Here is a 16,083-nt window from a genome sequence, read left to right on the forward strand (position 1 = left end):
GTAGCTGCGCCCAAAAACGCTCAGAGAGGGGCAATCCATGGGTACACCTGTACCAAATCGGAAAAATGAGTTGTCTTCGCAGGGTCAGGGTGACGTTAAAACGTACACTCTGACCCCGGAAGAAATAGAAAAGATTGTCGGCAAGCCTATACCCAAGTCGCATATAAAACCGCTGACCTTCCGTGCCAAGACACCGACCATCAAGGAGGAGGGGCAGCACAAGTGCCCAAAATAACTACCAAAAGAACCGGAGCGTTCCGCGATGAAGAATGTACGTGCGAATGCGGCAATAAACACGAGCTATACGGCGGTGAAGGGTACAGGACCGTTGTTTGCGAAGCTCATTCTAACGGAAGTGTAGGCGGAGGTTATTACATCCACACGGTGGCGTGCAATAAATGCGGTGCGCCCAGTGAGCTTGTACTTTAGATAGATCATTTAGGAGGCTTAGCCCTCCATAAGGGGGAGAGACACATATGCGTAAACTAAGCCTGTTCAGCGGTATAGGTGGAATTGATTTGGCTGCTGAGTGGGCAGGCATGGAGACGGTAGCATTTTGTGAGCGTGAGCCGTTTCCGCAGTCTGTGTTACGTAAGCACTGGCCCACCGTCCCAATATACGACGATGTATGTACGCTTACAACAGATAGATTAAGGGAGGATGGAATACTTGGAGACAATCGAACAATTGACATTATTTCCGCTGGATACCCCTGCCAACCCTTTTCCCATGCCGGGAAACGAAGAGGCGAGGAAGATGACCGTCACCTCTGGCCGGAAGTTGCTAGATTACTATCGGAAATCAGGCCCCGTTGGTTCCTTGGTGAAAATGTTGCTGGGCACATCACTTTGGGGCTCGACGTTGTGCTTTCTGACCTGGAAGGGCTCGGCTACACCGCGCAAACGTTTGTTATTCCGTCTGCAGCCGTCAATGCCCCGCACAGGAGAGACAGAGTCTTCATTGTGGGCTACGCCGAGCGCAGCGGATGCAGTGGGCAGTCACGGGGGAGGACAGAGCAAGTCGCTTCGGACGGACATAGACAACTGGAAGAAGGGGTTTTGGCCAACTCCAAGGGCGGGGGACGGTCCGCACGGAGGGCCGAACAGCCGGGACAGCAAAGGGAATTATGCACTATCGGGAGCTGTACATCATGCGAAGATGTGGCCGACCCCGGCAGCCCAGGACAGCAAGAATGCCACGCTACCGCCGTCACAGATCGAGCGGGATACGGTTCCTGGGGCACTGATGCGGGAAGGTCACTCGGGGCAACTAAACCCGGACTGGGTAGAATGCTTGATGGGGTTTCCCGAAAACTGGACGAACATAGATGGCCCGCAGCATTAGGGCAGGAACAATACTATTGGGAACCGCCGCGAGTGGCAACCGGTATAAAAAATCGTGTGGGCCGGCTCAAGGCGTTGGGCAATGCAGTTAATCCACGTCAGGTTTACCCGGTGTTGGCAGCTATAAAAGCCATAAATGACAGTCTATAAGGGGGATACACAATGCAAGGAGTACGCAGCCCATTGATTTGGTTCGGGGGCAAGAGCAAATATGCCCAGCACATCATTAGTCGCTTCCCGGCACATCGGAAGTATGTTGAACCATTTGGAGGCGCGGCGCACGTCATTGCTCAGAAGCCAAGAATAACGCATGAGGTATACAACGATATTGACGGATTGGTGGTCAACTTCCTAATGGTCAATATAGGGGATCCTGAACGGTTACGTGTTGCTTGTGAGGCACTTCCATATAGCCGCCAACTATTTGAACGGTGGAAGCGTGAGCCGATGCCGCAGGAGCCATTTGAAAAGGCCGTTCGCTTCTTCTACCTGAATCGTTCAGCCATAAGCAAGGGGAATGCGGAAGAGGTTCCACAAACAGGCTGGCGGCACAGTACAGTTTCTGGCCAAAGCCCGGCGAACGGATACCTTAGTGCCTGTAAGCTACTGGCAGATTTTGCGGAGCGGATGAAAGGTGTAATGATCGAGCATACAGATTTTCGGAAAAATATTGAAAAATATGATGATCCACACACACTGTTTTACGTTGACCCGCCTTACGTGGGCAGGGAGAAATATTATGCTGGAAGCTTCACTGAGCGCGACCACCGCGACCTGTCGGACTTGCTGCATGGAGTACAGGGAAAAGTGGTCCTGTCTTATTACGACGATCAGCTAGTCAAGGAGCTGTACCCTGATTTTACTCGAGATCCATTTGATGCACATAAACAGGTTGTCGGGGGATCCGGTGCGGATATCGACACGGAAGAAATGCTTCTCATGAATTTTGACAATCGTCAATTAACACTATTTTAGGGGCATCCCCTATACCAAAGGAGAGATAACAGATATGCCTGAAGGAGTGACTGGCCTCGCAAAAAAACCAAAGTACCAAAATTATAGAGTTTGTTATGACAGTTGGGATCGTACTAAAGCTACAAAGCTGTACGCTCTATACAAATATTGCAATTGCCCCGATTGCAAAGACAGTTTGTTGAGAAGGGAACCCGTCAACTGGGCCTCGGCCACCACAAAAGAGATTTCAAAAGTGGATGATGTGGCTGAGTTTTTACAAAAGTGGACGTGTGACACCAGGGGGAGATACGTAGGAGTAGTTTTTTTGAAATTTTAGCATTGAGGCTTTCGGGCCTCTTACCCCCTATAAGGAGAGTGAATAGATATGGACGGGCTAATCATTAAGCCTAACTGGGCTAACAAGTACGCTCATAAGAGCAAGCCAAAGGGGTGACCGTCAAGTATGTGGTTTAAGATCCTGCTCGCAACATGGCATGCATATGTGTTGCATCTATATTAGCGTTGTCGATACTGTTCGTTTTCTATAAATAAAAATTGAGAGGGGGAATTCAAATGTCTATTCAAGTGAAAGCGAATTTTAATAAGCAAACCAAGGATTCTAAAAAGGAGCTGGTTCAGTTCCATGTAAAGGGTGACGACGAATTTAAGCCGGAGCTCAATACGCTGACCCGTGAGGTGGTCGAACTCAGTATCGAAGGTGTTGAACAGAAGATCACAGCTGAGTTCAGCAAGAGCACGAAGGACTCTAAAAAGACGGTTCTGGAGTTCATTGTTAAAGGCGATACTTCTTCCGCTCAGTCGTTTGAATTTTATAAAAAGGCTGGTTCAGATGTGGTCCTGAATATCGTGGCTTCTCAGATGACCATGGAGGAATTCCAAAAAGAGCAGAAGGAATATCGTGAAGGCGTTAAAGGGACCATTGCCCAGGACGGTAGCGTAACGGTAAACCGTGAAGATGATCCGAACCAGGCTGAATTGCCTTTGGATGACGAAGCAGCCGCAGCCGCTGAGATTGCCGCAAGTGCTGCAGGCGGAGATAACCCGGACGACGATTTGCCTTTCTAAGCAGACCGCACTTATACGCTCCCCGGCTTCGGTCGGGGGATTTAATACAGAGCATGAGGTGATTACAAGGTGGGTCAACAGAGTTTTTTACCGGAGATCGACCGGAAGCGGACACAGGCTGCTGTCGAGGCAGCTCTTGAGAAATACAGAATATACAAGTACCTCAGTGTTGAAGAACGGGAAGCAAGCACAACGGCAGCGTACAGCGATATGCCGCGTAGCAGCCCGACGAATGTTACTAGCGATCAGACAGCTAGTATTGCTATATATAATGTAGATTCTCAAGCATATCGTGATGAATATTGTAAACGGGTGGAAAGAGCTGTGAAGCGTATGCCCAAGATGGAAAGCTTCCTAATTGAATCCCGGTATATGACAAAGGAGCATGATTACATTACGGATTATCATGTCTATAATTTCGCTTTCCAGCCTCCTATGAGTGGCGGTAAGTATGCGACGATCCGTTGGAAAGCTTTTTATAAGTTTGCTTCTATTATGAACCTTCTTGTGGAGAGGGAGCAGAGAAAGGGTGGGGATAATGAACGGAATTGAAGTGGCTAATGATTGGGCGCAATATCCTATGACTCTGCGCCCCAAACATGTTGAGGAAATAATGAAGATGAGCCAAAAAAAGACTTATGAGTTTCTGGCAGATCCACCCTTTCATGTGGCCCGGGCTGGCAGGGAAATATATATCAGCAAATTGGTGTTTCGTAACTGGCTTGAAGGTACTAATTTTGATGTGTTCCAAAACAACGAAAGCAGCGGATTATAGCCGCTGCTTTTTCGTATCAAAAAGTGATTCGTATCAAATTCGTATCAGAGCCATATTTCGTATCGGATAAGAGTTTATAAAAATAAGAAAAACCCCTTATAAATCAAGGGGTTTTCAGTATAGGACGGATGGGGATCGAACCCATGACCCTTACCCTGTCAAGATAATGCTCTCCCGCTGAGCTACCGTCCTTCGGTTATTAAATAATATCATGTATTAACCATAAATGTAAAGTAGAAAAATAGAAATAAGCTTGTACTTCATCACCATTTATATATATAATTCAAATTTAGTGGGTTTGCAAATTGAAGCAGCATAAGGGGGAGCAGATGAATGGCCGCAGAAATTATCAGTGTGACGACAGAAGAACAGCTACAGGCAGCGATATTGATCCGTACCAAGGTGTTTGTCGAGGAGCAAAAAGTTCCTCTCAATCTAGAAATTGACCATTTTGACAAGCTGGGGAATACTGCACATCATTTGTTGATCTCTGATCATGGTGAGATGGTGGCAACGGGACGCTTGACCTATTATGAGGAAGATACAGCTAAAATGCAACGTATTGCGGTTCTCAAGGAGCATCGCTCCGGGGGGTATGGACGTATATTGCTGCTGGCTCTGGAGGAACGCGCACGTGAGCTGGGGATGCTGCATTCGCTGCTGGATGCTCAATGTCAAGCTGAAAAGTTTTACGGGAAGTTTGGTTATGAAACGATTTCGGAAGAGCCTTTTGACGATGCAGGTATTCCACATGTACGTATGCGCAAAAAGCTGTAGCTGGCAGCCCAAAGATGTATATAATTCTGCATAGGGTGCATGCTAGTAAAATTCCTCCACTATACTATGGATAAGGAGCGATGCAGCATGACTAATGTAGAACGGGAACAAATTACGGCAGTACGTAAAAACGGTGATGGTGATCTGACGTCATTTCAGACTTCTACCGGACGGGTTTTGGATTACAGTCAGGCTTTAAATGAAATTGAAGCAGGCTCGATTGAAGGGGTCAATGTTTTCAAAGCCAAGGACGGAAGCAAACGGATTCGCGGAGATGCAGATGGAGATCCTACGAATAATTTAGATCAGTTGCCGTTGTTCTGACGTTTATTTCAAGCATCTATCCCTAAGCACATAACTACACGCAAGTATATGGCACGTCGCCGGGCTCTTTTCCAGTTGGAAACCCGGCGGCTTTTTGCTTTCTCACTTTGAATCCAGTATTATTTTTGCTTTGTGCGTTCCAACTCCACAATGTTGTATACGCGCTGCTGCTCCAGAAAGGACATGACTCCAGCTTTTTCCTTGAATTGCTCCATATCGTCACTATAGTGCATGAGACGAATCCGCTCTTGAAGCTGGATTGGCAAGCTGAGCAGCTCGTCCAACGTCGTATGAACTTCTCCTGCACCCTGTAATTGAACCTCATGCAAAATGCTGCGACAGCCCCGCTCGTGTACCAGTTGATTCAGCAGGCCTGGATCAAAGGTCATATCCGCACTATAAAAAAGACGGTCATTAATGAACAGGGAGTAGCTGTCCTTACCAGGGATATGACGAGTAGGAATGAGTTCAACTTCGACGCCGGATATGAAGCTGGTGGATTCACCAGGCGTCAGTACGTTTACCTCAAACACATCCTCCAGCTTGCCAATCATTCCTTGCTGTGACATGCCCCCCTTGAGCGTATTTTCCCATAATGGATGAATTAGCGGTTCTGCGATACAAAGCACAGGTTTGCGGCCATGTAGGATATTCATTTGAAAGCCAAACTCTTCCAGACCCCCGACATGATCGGCGTGAATGTGGGTGATTAGAATGGCGTCAATTTCGGGTAATGGGACACCCATTTGGTGCAGAGCCAGCGAAGCGGTTGTTCCACAATCGACTAACAGCTTGCCTTCTTCACTGTCTAGCAGCGCGTTATTGTTGTAATAGCTTTTGGCAAAGGCATTGCCTGTGCCTAGCATTTGTATGGTCAGGCTCATTCGTATTTCACCCTCCAGGCTAAATGTGTATAAATCCTCTTCAGTCGTATCTTACCATTGATGCTGTTAGAAATTAAAGATTTTACGCCTTATCAAAAACTTTGGACAATTTGTGATGCCTAGCGCAACTTGTGCGGCTGAGCTAGGTATAAATGTACAACAGAAGGTTTTTAACAGATAATGATGGAGGGATATCTAGCGATGAAGTGGAGAAAAGTGATGGCCCTAGTGATGGCCTTTTCGATAATGGGAGGGACCGTTATTTCGGCGGAATCCGCCAAGGACCAAGTGAAGCTGATTATTAACGGTGAGGTGTCGAAGGATGGCGCGGTTGTCATTGATGGCAAAACGTATGTGCCCATTCGGGATTTTAACGGAATTGTCAGTTTTGATCCGTCCGGTGGAAAAGTTGTTTTTGACCAACCGAATGTACACATGTTCTTGTTCAAGGGCGATACGGTGTTCGGCAACGTGAATAAAGGCAACAAAGTGAAATTCAATGTATTCAGTCAAATTGATACACTGAAAGCGGATATCTCCGGAGTGAAGGTAGCGATTACCGACCCGACGGGTAATGTGAAAGATATTCAGTCTCAGGATATCAGCGGAGCACAAAAGGATAACTTTTGGTTCCGTACAAACGACTTTACGTATGATTTTAAAACAGCAGGGAATTACCGGGTCGGTTTCTACATTAAAGAAAGCAAAGATGGCAGCTATACACTGGTGTCCGAAAAAGTTATTACAGCGATAAATTAGGCATACCACAAATTGACCTGTACCCTTGATCATGTTACGATACGGGGGAAAATAAAACAATTTGAAGGTAGGTATTTCCATGAGTGATCACAAACATGAACACGGTGAAGCCTGCAACCACGATCATGACCACGAACATGAAGAAATGGTTCTTACGCTAACTGATGAAAATGGCAAAGATGTAGAAATGGTGCTGGTAGAGACCTTTGACGTAGAAAATCACGTTTACGCTCTCCTGCTGGAGCGCGGCAATCCTGAAGCAGACGGCATTATTCTTCGTATGGAAGAAGAAAACGAAGAAATGGTGCTTTACAATATTGAGGACGAAGATGAATGGAAACGTGTAGAAGAGGCATACAGCGAGCTGGTTGCCCAATACGAATAACATTAGATCTATCGGCTGTTACAACATTGTTAGCTGATGAAAAAGCCCCCATTTGGGGGCTTTTTTTGTTAAGCTTTTAAGATGCTTATAAGATTTTTCAAGCTTGTTACGGCTCAGGAGACTTAGGAAATGGCGTCCGTTTCGACGATAACCTTCACTTGATGTACCGTTCGATCCTCAGGCCCTTTAACAGGCAGGCCTACTTCCACATGATCGACAATATAATCAATATTGTCCTGTGAGATCACTTCGCCCGGCAGCAGGATCGGAATACCTGGCGGATATACATAAATGAATTCTGCAATAATGCGTCCAGCAGATTCCTTGAATGGTACCACTTCCGTATCTCCGTAAAAAGCGTCTCTTGGAATCAGGGAGAGCTGCGGGATATCCTGTATTTTTACATCCAGTTCATGCTGCTGACCTGTAGAATAATGTGTGGAGGCCAACTCACGCAGAGCTTTCAATAAAATCTCAATATCCTCTTTCGTATCCCCAGGGGTCACCAGACAGAGAATATTGTACATATCGCTAAGCTCAACCTCGATATTGTAGTTTTGTCTCAGCCAATTTTCCACGTCATACCCGGTAAGGCCCAAATGGCGGATATGAACCGTAATTTTGGTTGGGTCATAATCATAGGTAGCCTCCGTGCCGAGAATCTCACTCCCAAAGCAGTACAGCCCTTCAATCTTATTGACCTCTGCACGGCAATATTCAGCCAAGTCCAGAGCACGTTGTGCTATTTCATGACCGTTAAGCGCCAGGTTACGTCGGGATGTGTCCAACGAAGCCAGCAGAATATACGAAGTGGATGTCGTTGTCAGCATACTGAAAATCGTCTGCACACGCTGCGGATTGACGTATCCGTTTTTGGTATTCACATTCAGAATGGAGCTTTGTGTCAAGGAACCGCCCAGCTTATGGACGCTTGTAGCTGACATATCTGCTCCCGCCTCCATGGCGGACATTGGCAGATCAGGATGAAAATGAATCAGTACACCGTGGGCCTCATCGACCAGGACCGGCACATTATAGCTGTGAGCGAGATCTACAATTTCTTTCAAATCGGCGCACACACCGTAATATGTCGGGTTGATGACGAGGACGCCTTTGGCGTCAGGATGGCGTTCCAGTGCCCGGCGTACGGACTTGGTTGTAATCCCGTGGTGGATACCAAGATTCTCATCACTGACCGGAGATACGAATACAGGCTTTGCTCCAGACAATATAATGGCAGACATTATAGATTTGTGTACATTTCGGGGTACAATAATTTTATCACCTGGCAAGCAGATGGACATAATCATAGTAATGATAGCTCCACTTGTACCCTGTACACTGTAGTAAGTATAATCTGCTCCATAGGCTTCTGCTGCAAGCTTTTGGGCTTCTTCGATGACACCCGTAGGTTGATGCAGATCGTCCAATGGAGCGATGTTGATCATATCTATCGAAAAGGCATTATCCCCCATAAATTCGCGAAATTCCGGATCTGCGCCCACTCCCTTTTTATGACCTGGGATGTGAAATTGAACCGGGTTGCTCTGAGCGTGCTTTTTCAAAGCAGTAAAAAGCGGGGTGTTGCTTTGATTCATTAGTGTTGTCACAACCTTTCGTGCAGGATTTCGACAATCCTGGCAAGTGATAATAGAACAAAATTGAGTATAGCAGTTTAAAGTAGGAATGCAAGCGGTTGACGGTGCTTTTATTTGTAAATGAGAGGAGCATGGGGACAGCCCGGACTTCATGACAAAAAAAACGAAGGTAGAGGATGTGGGACAGATGAAGCAAATCGGAGGAGAAAAAAATCCTCGGCGGTTGTGGTCTCCCTTTTTTGCAGAATTATGGGTACTGGTATTTCTGGTTGAATTTATGAAGGGATCTCTTCTGGTAGCTATCCTGCCGGTATATATGGGAGAAACGCTCAGACTGTCAGCTGGAATCATCGGTTTGGCCTTTTCACTTCAATATTTTGGCGATAATGCGTTCCGGGCACCGGCAGGCTGGATAGCTGAACGGCTCGGTTACCGGGGAACGATGTCGTCCGCGTTGCTGTTCACACTTGTAGCGGTGATCATGCTAAGTGTGCTGACAGAGCCAGTGTGGCTCGTAGTCGCCTGTCTGCTGCTCGGTCTGGGCACTTCTCCGCTCTGGCCCTGTGTCATGACTGGAACGACTGAAATGTCCGGGCCTAATAACAGCAATGGTGCGGCGATGGGCACATTGGAAATTGCGTCCATGGGCGGAACTGGAATGGGGCCGCTTGTTATGAATTTCGCTATGGCACATTATGGTCATTCCTACGGAATGGTGTTTATGATTTTGACAGGATGCAGCATTGTGTTGTTGCTGGTCTCCCTTATGCTGCCCGGACGCAAAAAAACTGCTGACCAAGGAGCGCTGCAACGGAGCGCCTTGGTGTCCTCCGACGGTCTCGCGAAGCAAAAGGAGCCGCTACTGGGAGGAATCAAGGAAACTTTCAACTCTCTCAAAACAAAACTTGATGTAAACCCGTTAATTTACCCGGCGCTGTTTTTGCAGTCGTTTGTTATCGGTCTGATCAGCCCGGTATTGACGCTGTATGCCCGGACAGACCTCGGCATTTCGCCGAATCTGTACAGTGTATTTCTGATCGCGGGTGGCGGGGTGACGGTGCTGGCGCTTATTCCTTGCGGAAAGCTGGTGGATCGGCTGGGAACAGAGTATTTTCTGCACGCCGGTTTTTTGCTTGCCGGGATTACGCTGTTTTTCTTTTCCGCCGTCCGATCCATTCCACTTGTGTTCGTATCCGTAGCGCTCATTGGCTTGGGTTATGCGCTCATTTTACCTGCATGGAATACCTTCCTCGCTAAATTGATCCCGGAAAGCGAACGAGCGACGATATGGGGCTTTTTTCTGACACTTCAAGGCTCCGGCATGGTCATCGGTCCACTCGTTTCAGGAGTGCTGTGGGACCGCGCTGGACACACAGCTCCATTTATCATCAGCGGAGTTGTAATGCTGCTTATGTTCTGCTGTCATTTGGCTTTGGCGCGTAATCCGCACAGAAAGTCGGCCAAAGCCTGAATAGTAGCTTGTTTAGCTAATGTTGGTTACTCTTTCGAGAAGGCAATTTGGTACAGCGGCAGCAAACGCTCAAAAGTAGAGCGCACTGTCTGTAGCAATGCAGCTCCGTCACTGGCGAGTGGGTCGTCCCGGTCGATACGGATACCACACATGACCTCGGCTTTTTTAACCTGCTGCAGCTTGTCGATGATCGTTTGAAAATCCTTCTCGTCCATTTGTTTTTGCTCTGTACCTTCCGGAGCCATATGGTCCATGGACCAGTAAAAATGATCCGGTATGTTTGAGCGTACATCGCTCAGGCTGGCTTTAAGTGCCTGGGCAAACGTAGCTTTGTTCGGACTTTCATAAATAATCGCAAAAATGACGAATAGATGTGAAGCAAACATACCTACCTCAAAATGCGGTAACGCCTTGTATCCACGCTTATTCGCCGCCCAAGCTACCCAAGAATCCTTGGGTGGGTTTACTTTGCGTCGTGCATGCCTTGCAACATGAACGTGCATGGGCTCGCCGCACAGGTCCGTCAGGAAAGAAGCCAGCTCCGCACCAATCGCTTCTAGTTTGGGTCGAACCTGTTCAATCAGTACCTCCATGCGAGGCTCCAGCCCCGGTATTTCAAAAACATCAAAGTCCTTTGCAGTAAATCCACTGAATGTCATACCTTTTCCTCCTGTAACTGGGTTAAGCCATTTCGTGTGGCGCAATATGTCCGATTATAGCATAATGGCAGCAGGCTTGACCGACTTTAGGCCGGGTTTAGGATAAGCGTATAAGGCAAAAGTAGGATTGTGCGTTGTTACTCATAAAAATAGGTCAAATAACCAAGTACCCTTACATAAAATGAAGTATAAAATAGAGCAAGGGAAGATCAAGCGGGAAAGCCGCAGGCTTTGCTGTAGCCGGACTTCTTGAATCGGACTTGAAAAAGGAGGGAATGCCGTGAACAAGGGCTGCGAGGTAGAATATTGCAATTTGGAGCTCCGGTTTAGCCGTCGGCATATCCATAATCTGATCAAGGATTTGATATCGGAAGGATATTCGCTGTACTGGAGCGAGGATGAGTCATACCTGGTGCTGTCGGTAAGGACCGGACGTAAGCTGGTGAAGCTTCGTTTTCAACAATTGCGTACAGGGCACTACAAGTTGGCCGGAGATTATGTGATCCGCGACGCCAAGCTGGCGGAGTGGTTGGAAAAGCTGATTGGAAGCACCCGAGGCCATGCCATTGTCAAAAGAGTTAAGGACCATCATATTTTGGTGGAAAATATTTTGTTCGGTGAGGTCATTCGTCTGGTCGAGGTTACCGGTTTTAAGCAACGCGTTATTTATCAGAAGGGACCCGTGCTGTCAGCGCAGGAGATGGAGGAAATGTATATTTCCAATGAGGGAGAGACCCGACTGCTGCTGCTCAGAATGGAAGTGGATGATGAACTGGAGAAGCTTTTCACGGCAATGATAGAGGGAGATACGATCAGAGCCGAGAACTGTCATGAACGCCTGCAAGCGCTATCCCGCCAACTGCTGATGATGGAAGCATAATAATGCAGATTTAGTATAACCGAACACCTCATGAAAATGGGGTGTTTTGATCTGCGAATAGACAGGGGTTCACTTCTGACACCAAAAACGTTAAAATAGAATTGCACGTGTTCCGATTCACATAAAGTGTAATACGGTAAAGCGGCGATATAGAATAAAAAATATGTTGCAAAGGATGAGGAACCAGATGGCAAAACAGCAGATTGGTGTGATCGGCCTGGCGGTAATGGGTAAGAATTTGGCCCTTAATATTGAGAGCAGAGGCTTTACCGTCTCGGTATTTAACCGCTCTCCCGAAAAAACGCATGATCTTATCAAAGAAGCAGAAGGTAAGAAACTGACGGGTACTTTCTCCATAGAAGAATTTGTGAACTCACTGGAATCGCCCCGTAAAATCCTGATCATGGTTCAAGCTGGTAAAGCAACGGATGCCACGATTGAGCAGCTTGTGCCTCATCTGGACAAGGGCGACATTATTATAGACGGAGGCAATGCCTACTTCCCTGATACACAGCGCCGCAGTAAGGAGCTGGAGGAAAAAGGATTCCGCTTTATTGGTACAGGCGTATCCGGTGGCGAAGAAGGTGCCTTGAACGGTCCTGCAATTATGCCGGGTGGACAAGAAAGTGCCTACAAGCTGGTAGAGCCGATTCTGACAGCAATCTCTGCAAAAGTAGAAGGCGACCCTTGCTGTACATATATCGGTCCCGACGGTGCTGGTCACTATGTAAAAATGGTGCATAACGGTATCGAGTACGGCGACATGCAATTGATTGGTGAGGCTTATCACCTGTTGAAATCGGTCCTGAATGTGAATGCGGAAGAGCTTCATGAAATCTTCACAGAATGGAATAAAGGTGAGCTGGACAGCTACCTGATCGAAATCACGGCTGACATATTCTCCCAATATGATTCCGAAACAGGCAAACCAATGGTAGACGTTATTCTGGATGCAGCAGGTCAAAAAGGTACTGGTAAATGGACAAGCCAAAGCGCGCTGGATCTGGGCGTGCCATTGTCCATGATTACTGAATCCGTATTCTCCCGCTTCCTGTCTGCTATGAAAGACGAGCGCATTGCGGCAAGCAAAGTGCTGAGCGGTCCTAATGCTGAATCCTTCAGCGGAGACAAAAAAGAATTTATCGAAAGTGTACGTAAAGCATTGTTCGCGAGTAAAATTGTGTCCTATGCTCAAGGGTTTGCTCAAATGCGTGCAGCCTCCGACGAATACGATTGGGATTTGAAATACGGAAAAATTGCTATGATCTTCCGTGGCGGTTGCATTATCCGCTCGCAATTCCTGCAAAACATCAAGGATGCGTATGACCGCGATCCTGCTCTGAAAAATCTGTTGCTGGATTCCTACTTCAAAAATGTAGTAGAAACTTACCAAAACGCATGGCGTCAGGTGATTTCCGTGGCTGTATCTCAAGGTATTCCAGTGCCAGGCTTCTCCAGCGCGCTCGCATATTATGACAGCTATCGTACTGAGCGTCTGCCAGCAAACTTGCTGCAAGCGCAACGTGACTACTTCGGTGCGCATACGTTCAAACGTGTGGACAAAGAAGGCGTATTCCATCACCAATGGTTCTAATACATTGATGGATATGTAAGGATAGCATTGATGTAATACAACGGAAGTTTTTTTTACCCTTGTGGTAGAAGGAGCTTCCGTTTTTTGATTTCGTGAATGGGTAATTGGATGAGGATGAAGCTAGAGGATTGTGTAATCTTTTGGCGCTGTGGTATGATAAGAACAAGATATTTTAACGCATTACCGCGTCTAAGCTTTGGGTTGTGAAAAAAGACGGGAAGATCCCGTCTTTTGTGGTGAGCAGCATGTTACTGCTCTTGTGACCATTGCAGCATACCGCCGGTCATGTTAGTGCAGCCTTCATAACCGAGCTGTTGTAAATATTCGCAGGCTCGTTCGCTGCGATAACCGCTCCGGCAAATAAAGATAATTTCACCGGTACGTTCAATTTCCTCAAGACGATTCGGAATCTGTCCGAGCGGAATATGCTTGGCACCGTCAATCATGCCTTCCGCTACTTCTTCTGCCTCGCGAACGTCGATCAATTGCAATTGTTCTCCTGCTTGCAGGCGTGCGCGTAGCTCAGAAGGCTCAATCAGGGCGATTTGCGTCATGGCTGTACCTCTTTTCTAATGTAAAATGGGTGCTGCGTGTGTTATTGACGTGTGCAAAACATCACACTCTCTATGTATGATAGCGAAGCTATCTCTAAGCTGTCAATTGGGCTAATCCTAAAGACAGTAGAGACTAATCAATCTGATGGATTAAACTCCGGTAGACCTAAATGAATATTGTATATTTTTTTGGGTAGAGAAATGAACGCTACAGCTTGTATAATGAACGTAAACTAGGATGGTTTGAATCGAAAAGGAGCATGTACAATATGGATGTTATCGTTAGACCTACCCCTTCCTTGCAGGGAGAGATTGGGGCCTTGTCCTCCAAAAACTACACTACACGCTATCTGCTCACAGCGGCGCTTGCCGATGGACAAAGTACCATTTATTATCCGGCACATAGTGAAGACAGTGATGCTATGCGTCGTTGTATCGCTGATCTGGGGGCGGTGCTGGAAGAGGATGACGAAAAAATTGTCATTACGGGTTTTGGTAGCCATCCTCGTGCTGTGAAGGAGTTAAATGTGGGGAATGCCGGAGCGGTGCTCCGTTTTTTGATGGGAATTACATCCTTATGTCCGGATGTTACTTTCGTTAATACATATCCTGACTCATTGGGTAAACGACCACATGATGATCTAATTGATGCGCTGGGCCAATTGGGTGTGAGAGTGGACCATCGCGAAGGTAAGTTGCCAATTCGTATTCAGGGCGGTCAAGCTAAGGGCGGCAAAATTCAGGTGTCCGGTTCGGTTAGCTCACAATATTTGAGCGCTTTGCTATTCCTTACACCTTTACTGGAGGAAGACAGCGAAATCGAGGTGCTGCATGATCTGAAATCCAAGGTGGTTATTGGTCAGACGCTGGAGGTGCTCCAAGAGGCAGGTATAATCATTCATGCAAGTGACGATTATATGTCTTTCCGTGTTCCGGGACGACAATCTTATCAGCCGCGCACGTATACAGTGCAGGGGGATTACCCGGGCAGTGCCGCTGTGCTGGCAGCGGCTGCGGTAACGAACTCGGATGTCACGATTCATCGGTTAAAGGAGCAGAGCAAGCAGGGAGAACGTGCTATTGTAGATGTGCTTCGTATGATGGAAGTACCGCTGACACACGAGAACGACACCGTTGTCGTGAAGGGGAACAGCCGTTTGAAGGCAATCGAGTTTGACGGCGATGCTGCGACCGATGCTGTGCTGGCCATGGTAGCTGCCGCTGTATTTGCTGACGGTACGTCCCGTTTTTATAATGTGGAAAATTTGCGGTACAAGGAATGTGATCGCATTACCGATTATTTGAACGAACTGACCAAGGCCGGAGCTCGCGTGGAGGAACGTCAGGCTGAAATTATCGTACATGGCCGACCGGAGGGGGTCGAAGGAGGCGTTGAAATCAACGCGCATTTTGATCACCGTGTTATTATGGCATTGACGGTAGTCGGTCTGCGGGCCCAGAAACCGCTGGTGATCAAGGATGCGCATCATGTTGCCAAATCATATCCGCAATATTTTGACCATCTGACGACGCTTGGCGCCTCTGTGGAGTGGGTAAAATAAAAGTAAGCTTTGAAAGTGAACAGGAGGGGACAGGATGGCTTTTGAAAATCCGTCAAGAGAAGAGATCAAAAGCATTTTGGAACAAGTAGGCAACATTGCGGTTGTAGGTTTGTCTGATAAATCGGACCGGACCTCTTATATGGTGTCTTATGCTATGCAAAAGCGGGGATACCGGATTATTCCGGTTAATCCTGCGGCAGCAGGGCAAACGATTTTAGGAGAAACTTGCTATGCAAGTCTCGAAGAAGTGCCTGAGCCTGTGGAACTGGTCAATGTATTCCGTCGCAGTGAGTACTGCGCGGAGGTTGCTCGTGAGGCAGCTGCTATTGGTGCCAAGGTTTTGTGGCTTCAACAGGGCATTATCAGCCAGGAAGCCGCTGACATCGCGCAGGAGCATGGAATGAAGGTTGTTATGGATCGCTGCATTAAGGTAGAGGATTCCGTAACCCAAGCTGTACGCAAAGGGTAATCTGAACAT

At 47.3% G+C, this 16,083-nt stretch carries 19 protein-coding genes and 1 tRNA gene; 15 read left to right on the plus strand and 5 right to left on the minus strand.

Annotated elements, in window-relative coordinates; all coding sequences use genetic code 11:
* Positions 1-37: 37 nt before the first annotated feature.
* From ACIFO6_RS16675 to ACIFO6_RS16700, 6 genes are all read left to right on the plus strand, one after another.
* Complete coding sequence (locus tag ACIFO6_RS16675) at positions 38-235, plus strand: hypothetical protein (RefSeq protein WP_430042069.1); 198 nt, start codon at positions 38-40, stop codon at positions 233-235.
* Between the two features lie 241 nt (positions 236-476).
* Entirely contained in the window at positions 477-1,493 is a 1,017-nt protein-coding gene (locus tag ACIFO6_RS16680; RefSeq protein ID WP_430042071.1) for a DNA cytosine methyltransferase, read from the plus strand.
* 12 nt (positions 1,494-1,505) lie between these two features.
* Positions 1,506-2,318 carry a DNA adenine methylase gene (locus ACIFO6_RS16685; protein WP_430042073.1) on the plus strand — a complete coding sequence of 271 codons (813 nt, stop codon included), beginning with the start codon at positions 1,506-1,508 and terminating at the stop codon, positions 2,316-2,318.
* A gap of 552 nt (positions 2,319-2,870) precedes the next feature.
* The gene (locus ACIFO6_RS16690) at positions 2,871-3,383 is read left to right on the plus strand and encodes a hypothetical protein (RefSeq protein ID WP_430042075.1); all 513 of its coding nucleotides are present in this window, start codon (positions 2,871-2,873) and stop codon (positions 3,381-3,383) included.
* A 69-nt stretch (positions 3,384-3,452) separates the two neighbouring features.
* Positions 3,453-3,935: an ArpU family phage packaging/lysis transcriptional regulator gene (locus ACIFO6_RS16695; protein WP_430042078.1), complete on the plus strand. Its 483-nt coding sequence runs from the start codon at positions 3,453-3,455 to the stop codon at positions 3,933-3,935.
* Positions 3,922-4,158: a hypothetical protein gene (locus ACIFO6_RS16700; protein ID WP_430042079.1), complete on the plus strand. Its 237-nt coding sequence runs from the start codon at positions 3,922-3,924 to the stop codon at positions 4,156-4,158. Before ACIFO6_RS16695 ends, ACIFO6_RS16700 begins: the two co-directional genes overlap by 14 nt.
* A gap of 120 nt (positions 4,159-4,278) precedes the next feature.
* Here ACIFO6_RS16700 and ACIFO6_RS16705 read toward each other — a convergent pair.
* A tRNA-Val gene (locus ACIFO6_RS16705) sits at positions 4,279-4,350 on the minus strand.
* Between the two features lie 141 nt (positions 4,351-4,491).
* On the opposite strand from ACIFO6_RS16705, the gene ACIFO6_RS16710 reads away from it, so the two are divergent.
* Both ACIFO6_RS16710 and ACIFO6_RS16715 read left to right on the plus strand, forming a co-directional pair.
* Positions 4,492-4,935, plus strand: a complete 444-nt coding sequence (locus ACIFO6_RS16710) for a GNAT family N-acetyltransferase (protein WP_430042081.1) — start codon at positions 4,492-4,494, stop codon at positions 4,933-4,935.
* Between the two features lie 87 nt (positions 4,936-5,022).
* Complete coding sequence (locus ACIFO6_RS16715) at positions 5,023-5,259, plus strand: DUF3892 domain-containing protein (RefSeq protein ID WP_430042083.1); 237 nt, start codon at positions 5,023-5,025, stop codon at positions 5,257-5,259.
* 119 nt (positions 5,260-5,378) lie between these two features.
* Here ACIFO6_RS16715 and ACIFO6_RS16720 read toward each other — a convergent pair whose 3' ends face one another.
* Positions 5,379-6,143, minus strand: a complete 765-nt coding sequence (locus tag ACIFO6_RS16720; protein WP_430042085.1) for an MBL fold metallo-hydrolase — start codon at positions 6,141-6,143, stop codon at positions 5,379-5,381.
* A gap of 201 nt (positions 6,144-6,344) precedes the next feature.
* Between ACIFO6_RS16720 and ACIFO6_RS16725 the strand changes: the two genes are divergently transcribed.
* Positions 6,345-6,902: a copper amine oxidase gene (locus tag ACIFO6_RS16725; protein ID WP_137063656.1), complete on the plus strand. Its 558-nt coding sequence runs from the start codon at positions 6,345-6,347 to the stop codon at positions 6,900-6,902.
* Between the two features lie 79 nt (positions 6,903-6,981).
* Positions 6,982-7,287, plus strand: a complete 306-nt coding sequence (locus ACIFO6_RS16730; protein ID WP_025684269.1) for a DUF1292 domain-containing protein — start codon at positions 6,982-6,984, stop codon at positions 7,285-7,287.
* A 122-nt stretch (positions 7,288-7,409) separates the two neighbouring features.
* Here the strand turns inward: ACIFO6_RS16730 and ACIFO6_RS16735 are convergent, their stop codons facing one another.
* Complete coding sequence (locus ACIFO6_RS16735) at positions 7,410-8,885, minus strand: aminotransferase class I/II-fold pyridoxal phosphate-dependent enzyme (protein ID WP_430042087.1); 1,476 nt, start codon at positions 8,883-8,885, stop codon at positions 7,410-7,412.
* Positions 8,886-9,072: 187 nt separating this feature from the next.
* Here ACIFO6_RS16735 and ACIFO6_RS16740 point away from each other — a divergent pair, with 187 nt between their 5' ends.
* The gene (locus ACIFO6_RS16740; RefSeq protein ID WP_430042239.1) at positions 9,073-10,356 is read left to right on the plus strand and encodes an MFS transporter; all 1,284 of its coding nucleotides are present in this window, start codon (positions 9,073-9,075) and stop codon (positions 10,354-10,356) included.
* 26 nt (positions 10,357-10,382) lie between these two features.
* Here ACIFO6_RS16740 and ACIFO6_RS16745 read toward each other — a convergent pair whose 3' ends face one another.
* Positions 10,383-11,015 carry a YktB family protein gene (locus tag ACIFO6_RS16745; RefSeq protein ID WP_430042089.1) on the minus strand — a complete coding sequence of 211 codons (633 nt, stop codon included), beginning with the start codon at positions 11,013-11,015 and terminating at the stop codon, positions 10,383-10,385.
* 280 nt (positions 11,016-11,295) lie between these two features.
* Between ACIFO6_RS16745 and ACIFO6_RS16750 the strand changes: the two genes are divergently transcribed.
* Together ACIFO6_RS16750 and gndA are read left to right on the plus strand one after the other, a co-directional pair.
* Positions 11,296-11,895 (plus strand): hypothetical protein, encoded by a 600-nt coding sequence (locus tag ACIFO6_RS16750; RefSeq protein WP_430042092.1) that lies wholly within the window; start codon positions 11,296-11,298, stop codon positions 11,893-11,895.
* 187 nt (positions 11,896-12,082) lie between these two features.
* A complete protein-coding gene (gene gndA, locus ACIFO6_RS16755) occupies positions 12,083-13,489 on the plus strand; it encodes an NADP-dependent phosphogluconate dehydrogenase (protein WP_044648633.1) in 1,407 nt (468 codons plus the stop codon).
* A gap of 248 nt (positions 13,490-13,737) precedes the next feature.
* Here the strand turns inward: gndA and ACIFO6_RS16760 are convergent, their stop codons facing one another.
* Positions 13,738-14,043 carry a rhodanese-like domain-containing protein gene (locus ACIFO6_RS16760; RefSeq protein ID WP_430042094.1) on the minus strand — a complete coding sequence of 102 codons (306 nt, stop codon included), beginning with the start codon at positions 14,041-14,043 and terminating at the stop codon, positions 13,738-13,740.
* A gap of 269 nt (positions 14,044-14,312) precedes the next feature.
* Between ACIFO6_RS16760 and aroA the strand changes: the two genes are divergently transcribed.
* Positions 14,313-15,605 carry a 3-phosphoshikimate 1-carboxyvinyltransferase gene (aroA, locus tag ACIFO6_RS16765; protein ID WP_430042096.1) on the plus strand — a complete coding sequence of 431 codons (1,293 nt, stop codon included), beginning with the start codon at positions 14,313-14,315 and terminating at the stop codon, positions 15,603-15,605.
* A gap of 34 nt (positions 15,606-15,639) precedes the next feature.
* The gene (locus tag ACIFO6_RS16770) at positions 15,640-16,074 is read left to right on the plus strand and encodes a CoA-binding protein (RefSeq protein ID WP_430042098.1); all 435 of its coding nucleotides are present in this window, start codon (positions 15,640-15,642) and stop codon (positions 16,072-16,074) included.
* Positions 16,075-16,083 lie beyond the last annotated feature (9 nt).

It is taken from the genome of Paenibacillus sp. NRS-1781 (genome assembly GCF_050467745.1).
Classification (GTDB): domain Bacteria; phylum Bacillota; class Bacilli; order Paenibacillales; family Paenibacillaceae; genus Paenibacillus; species Paenibacillus terrae_A.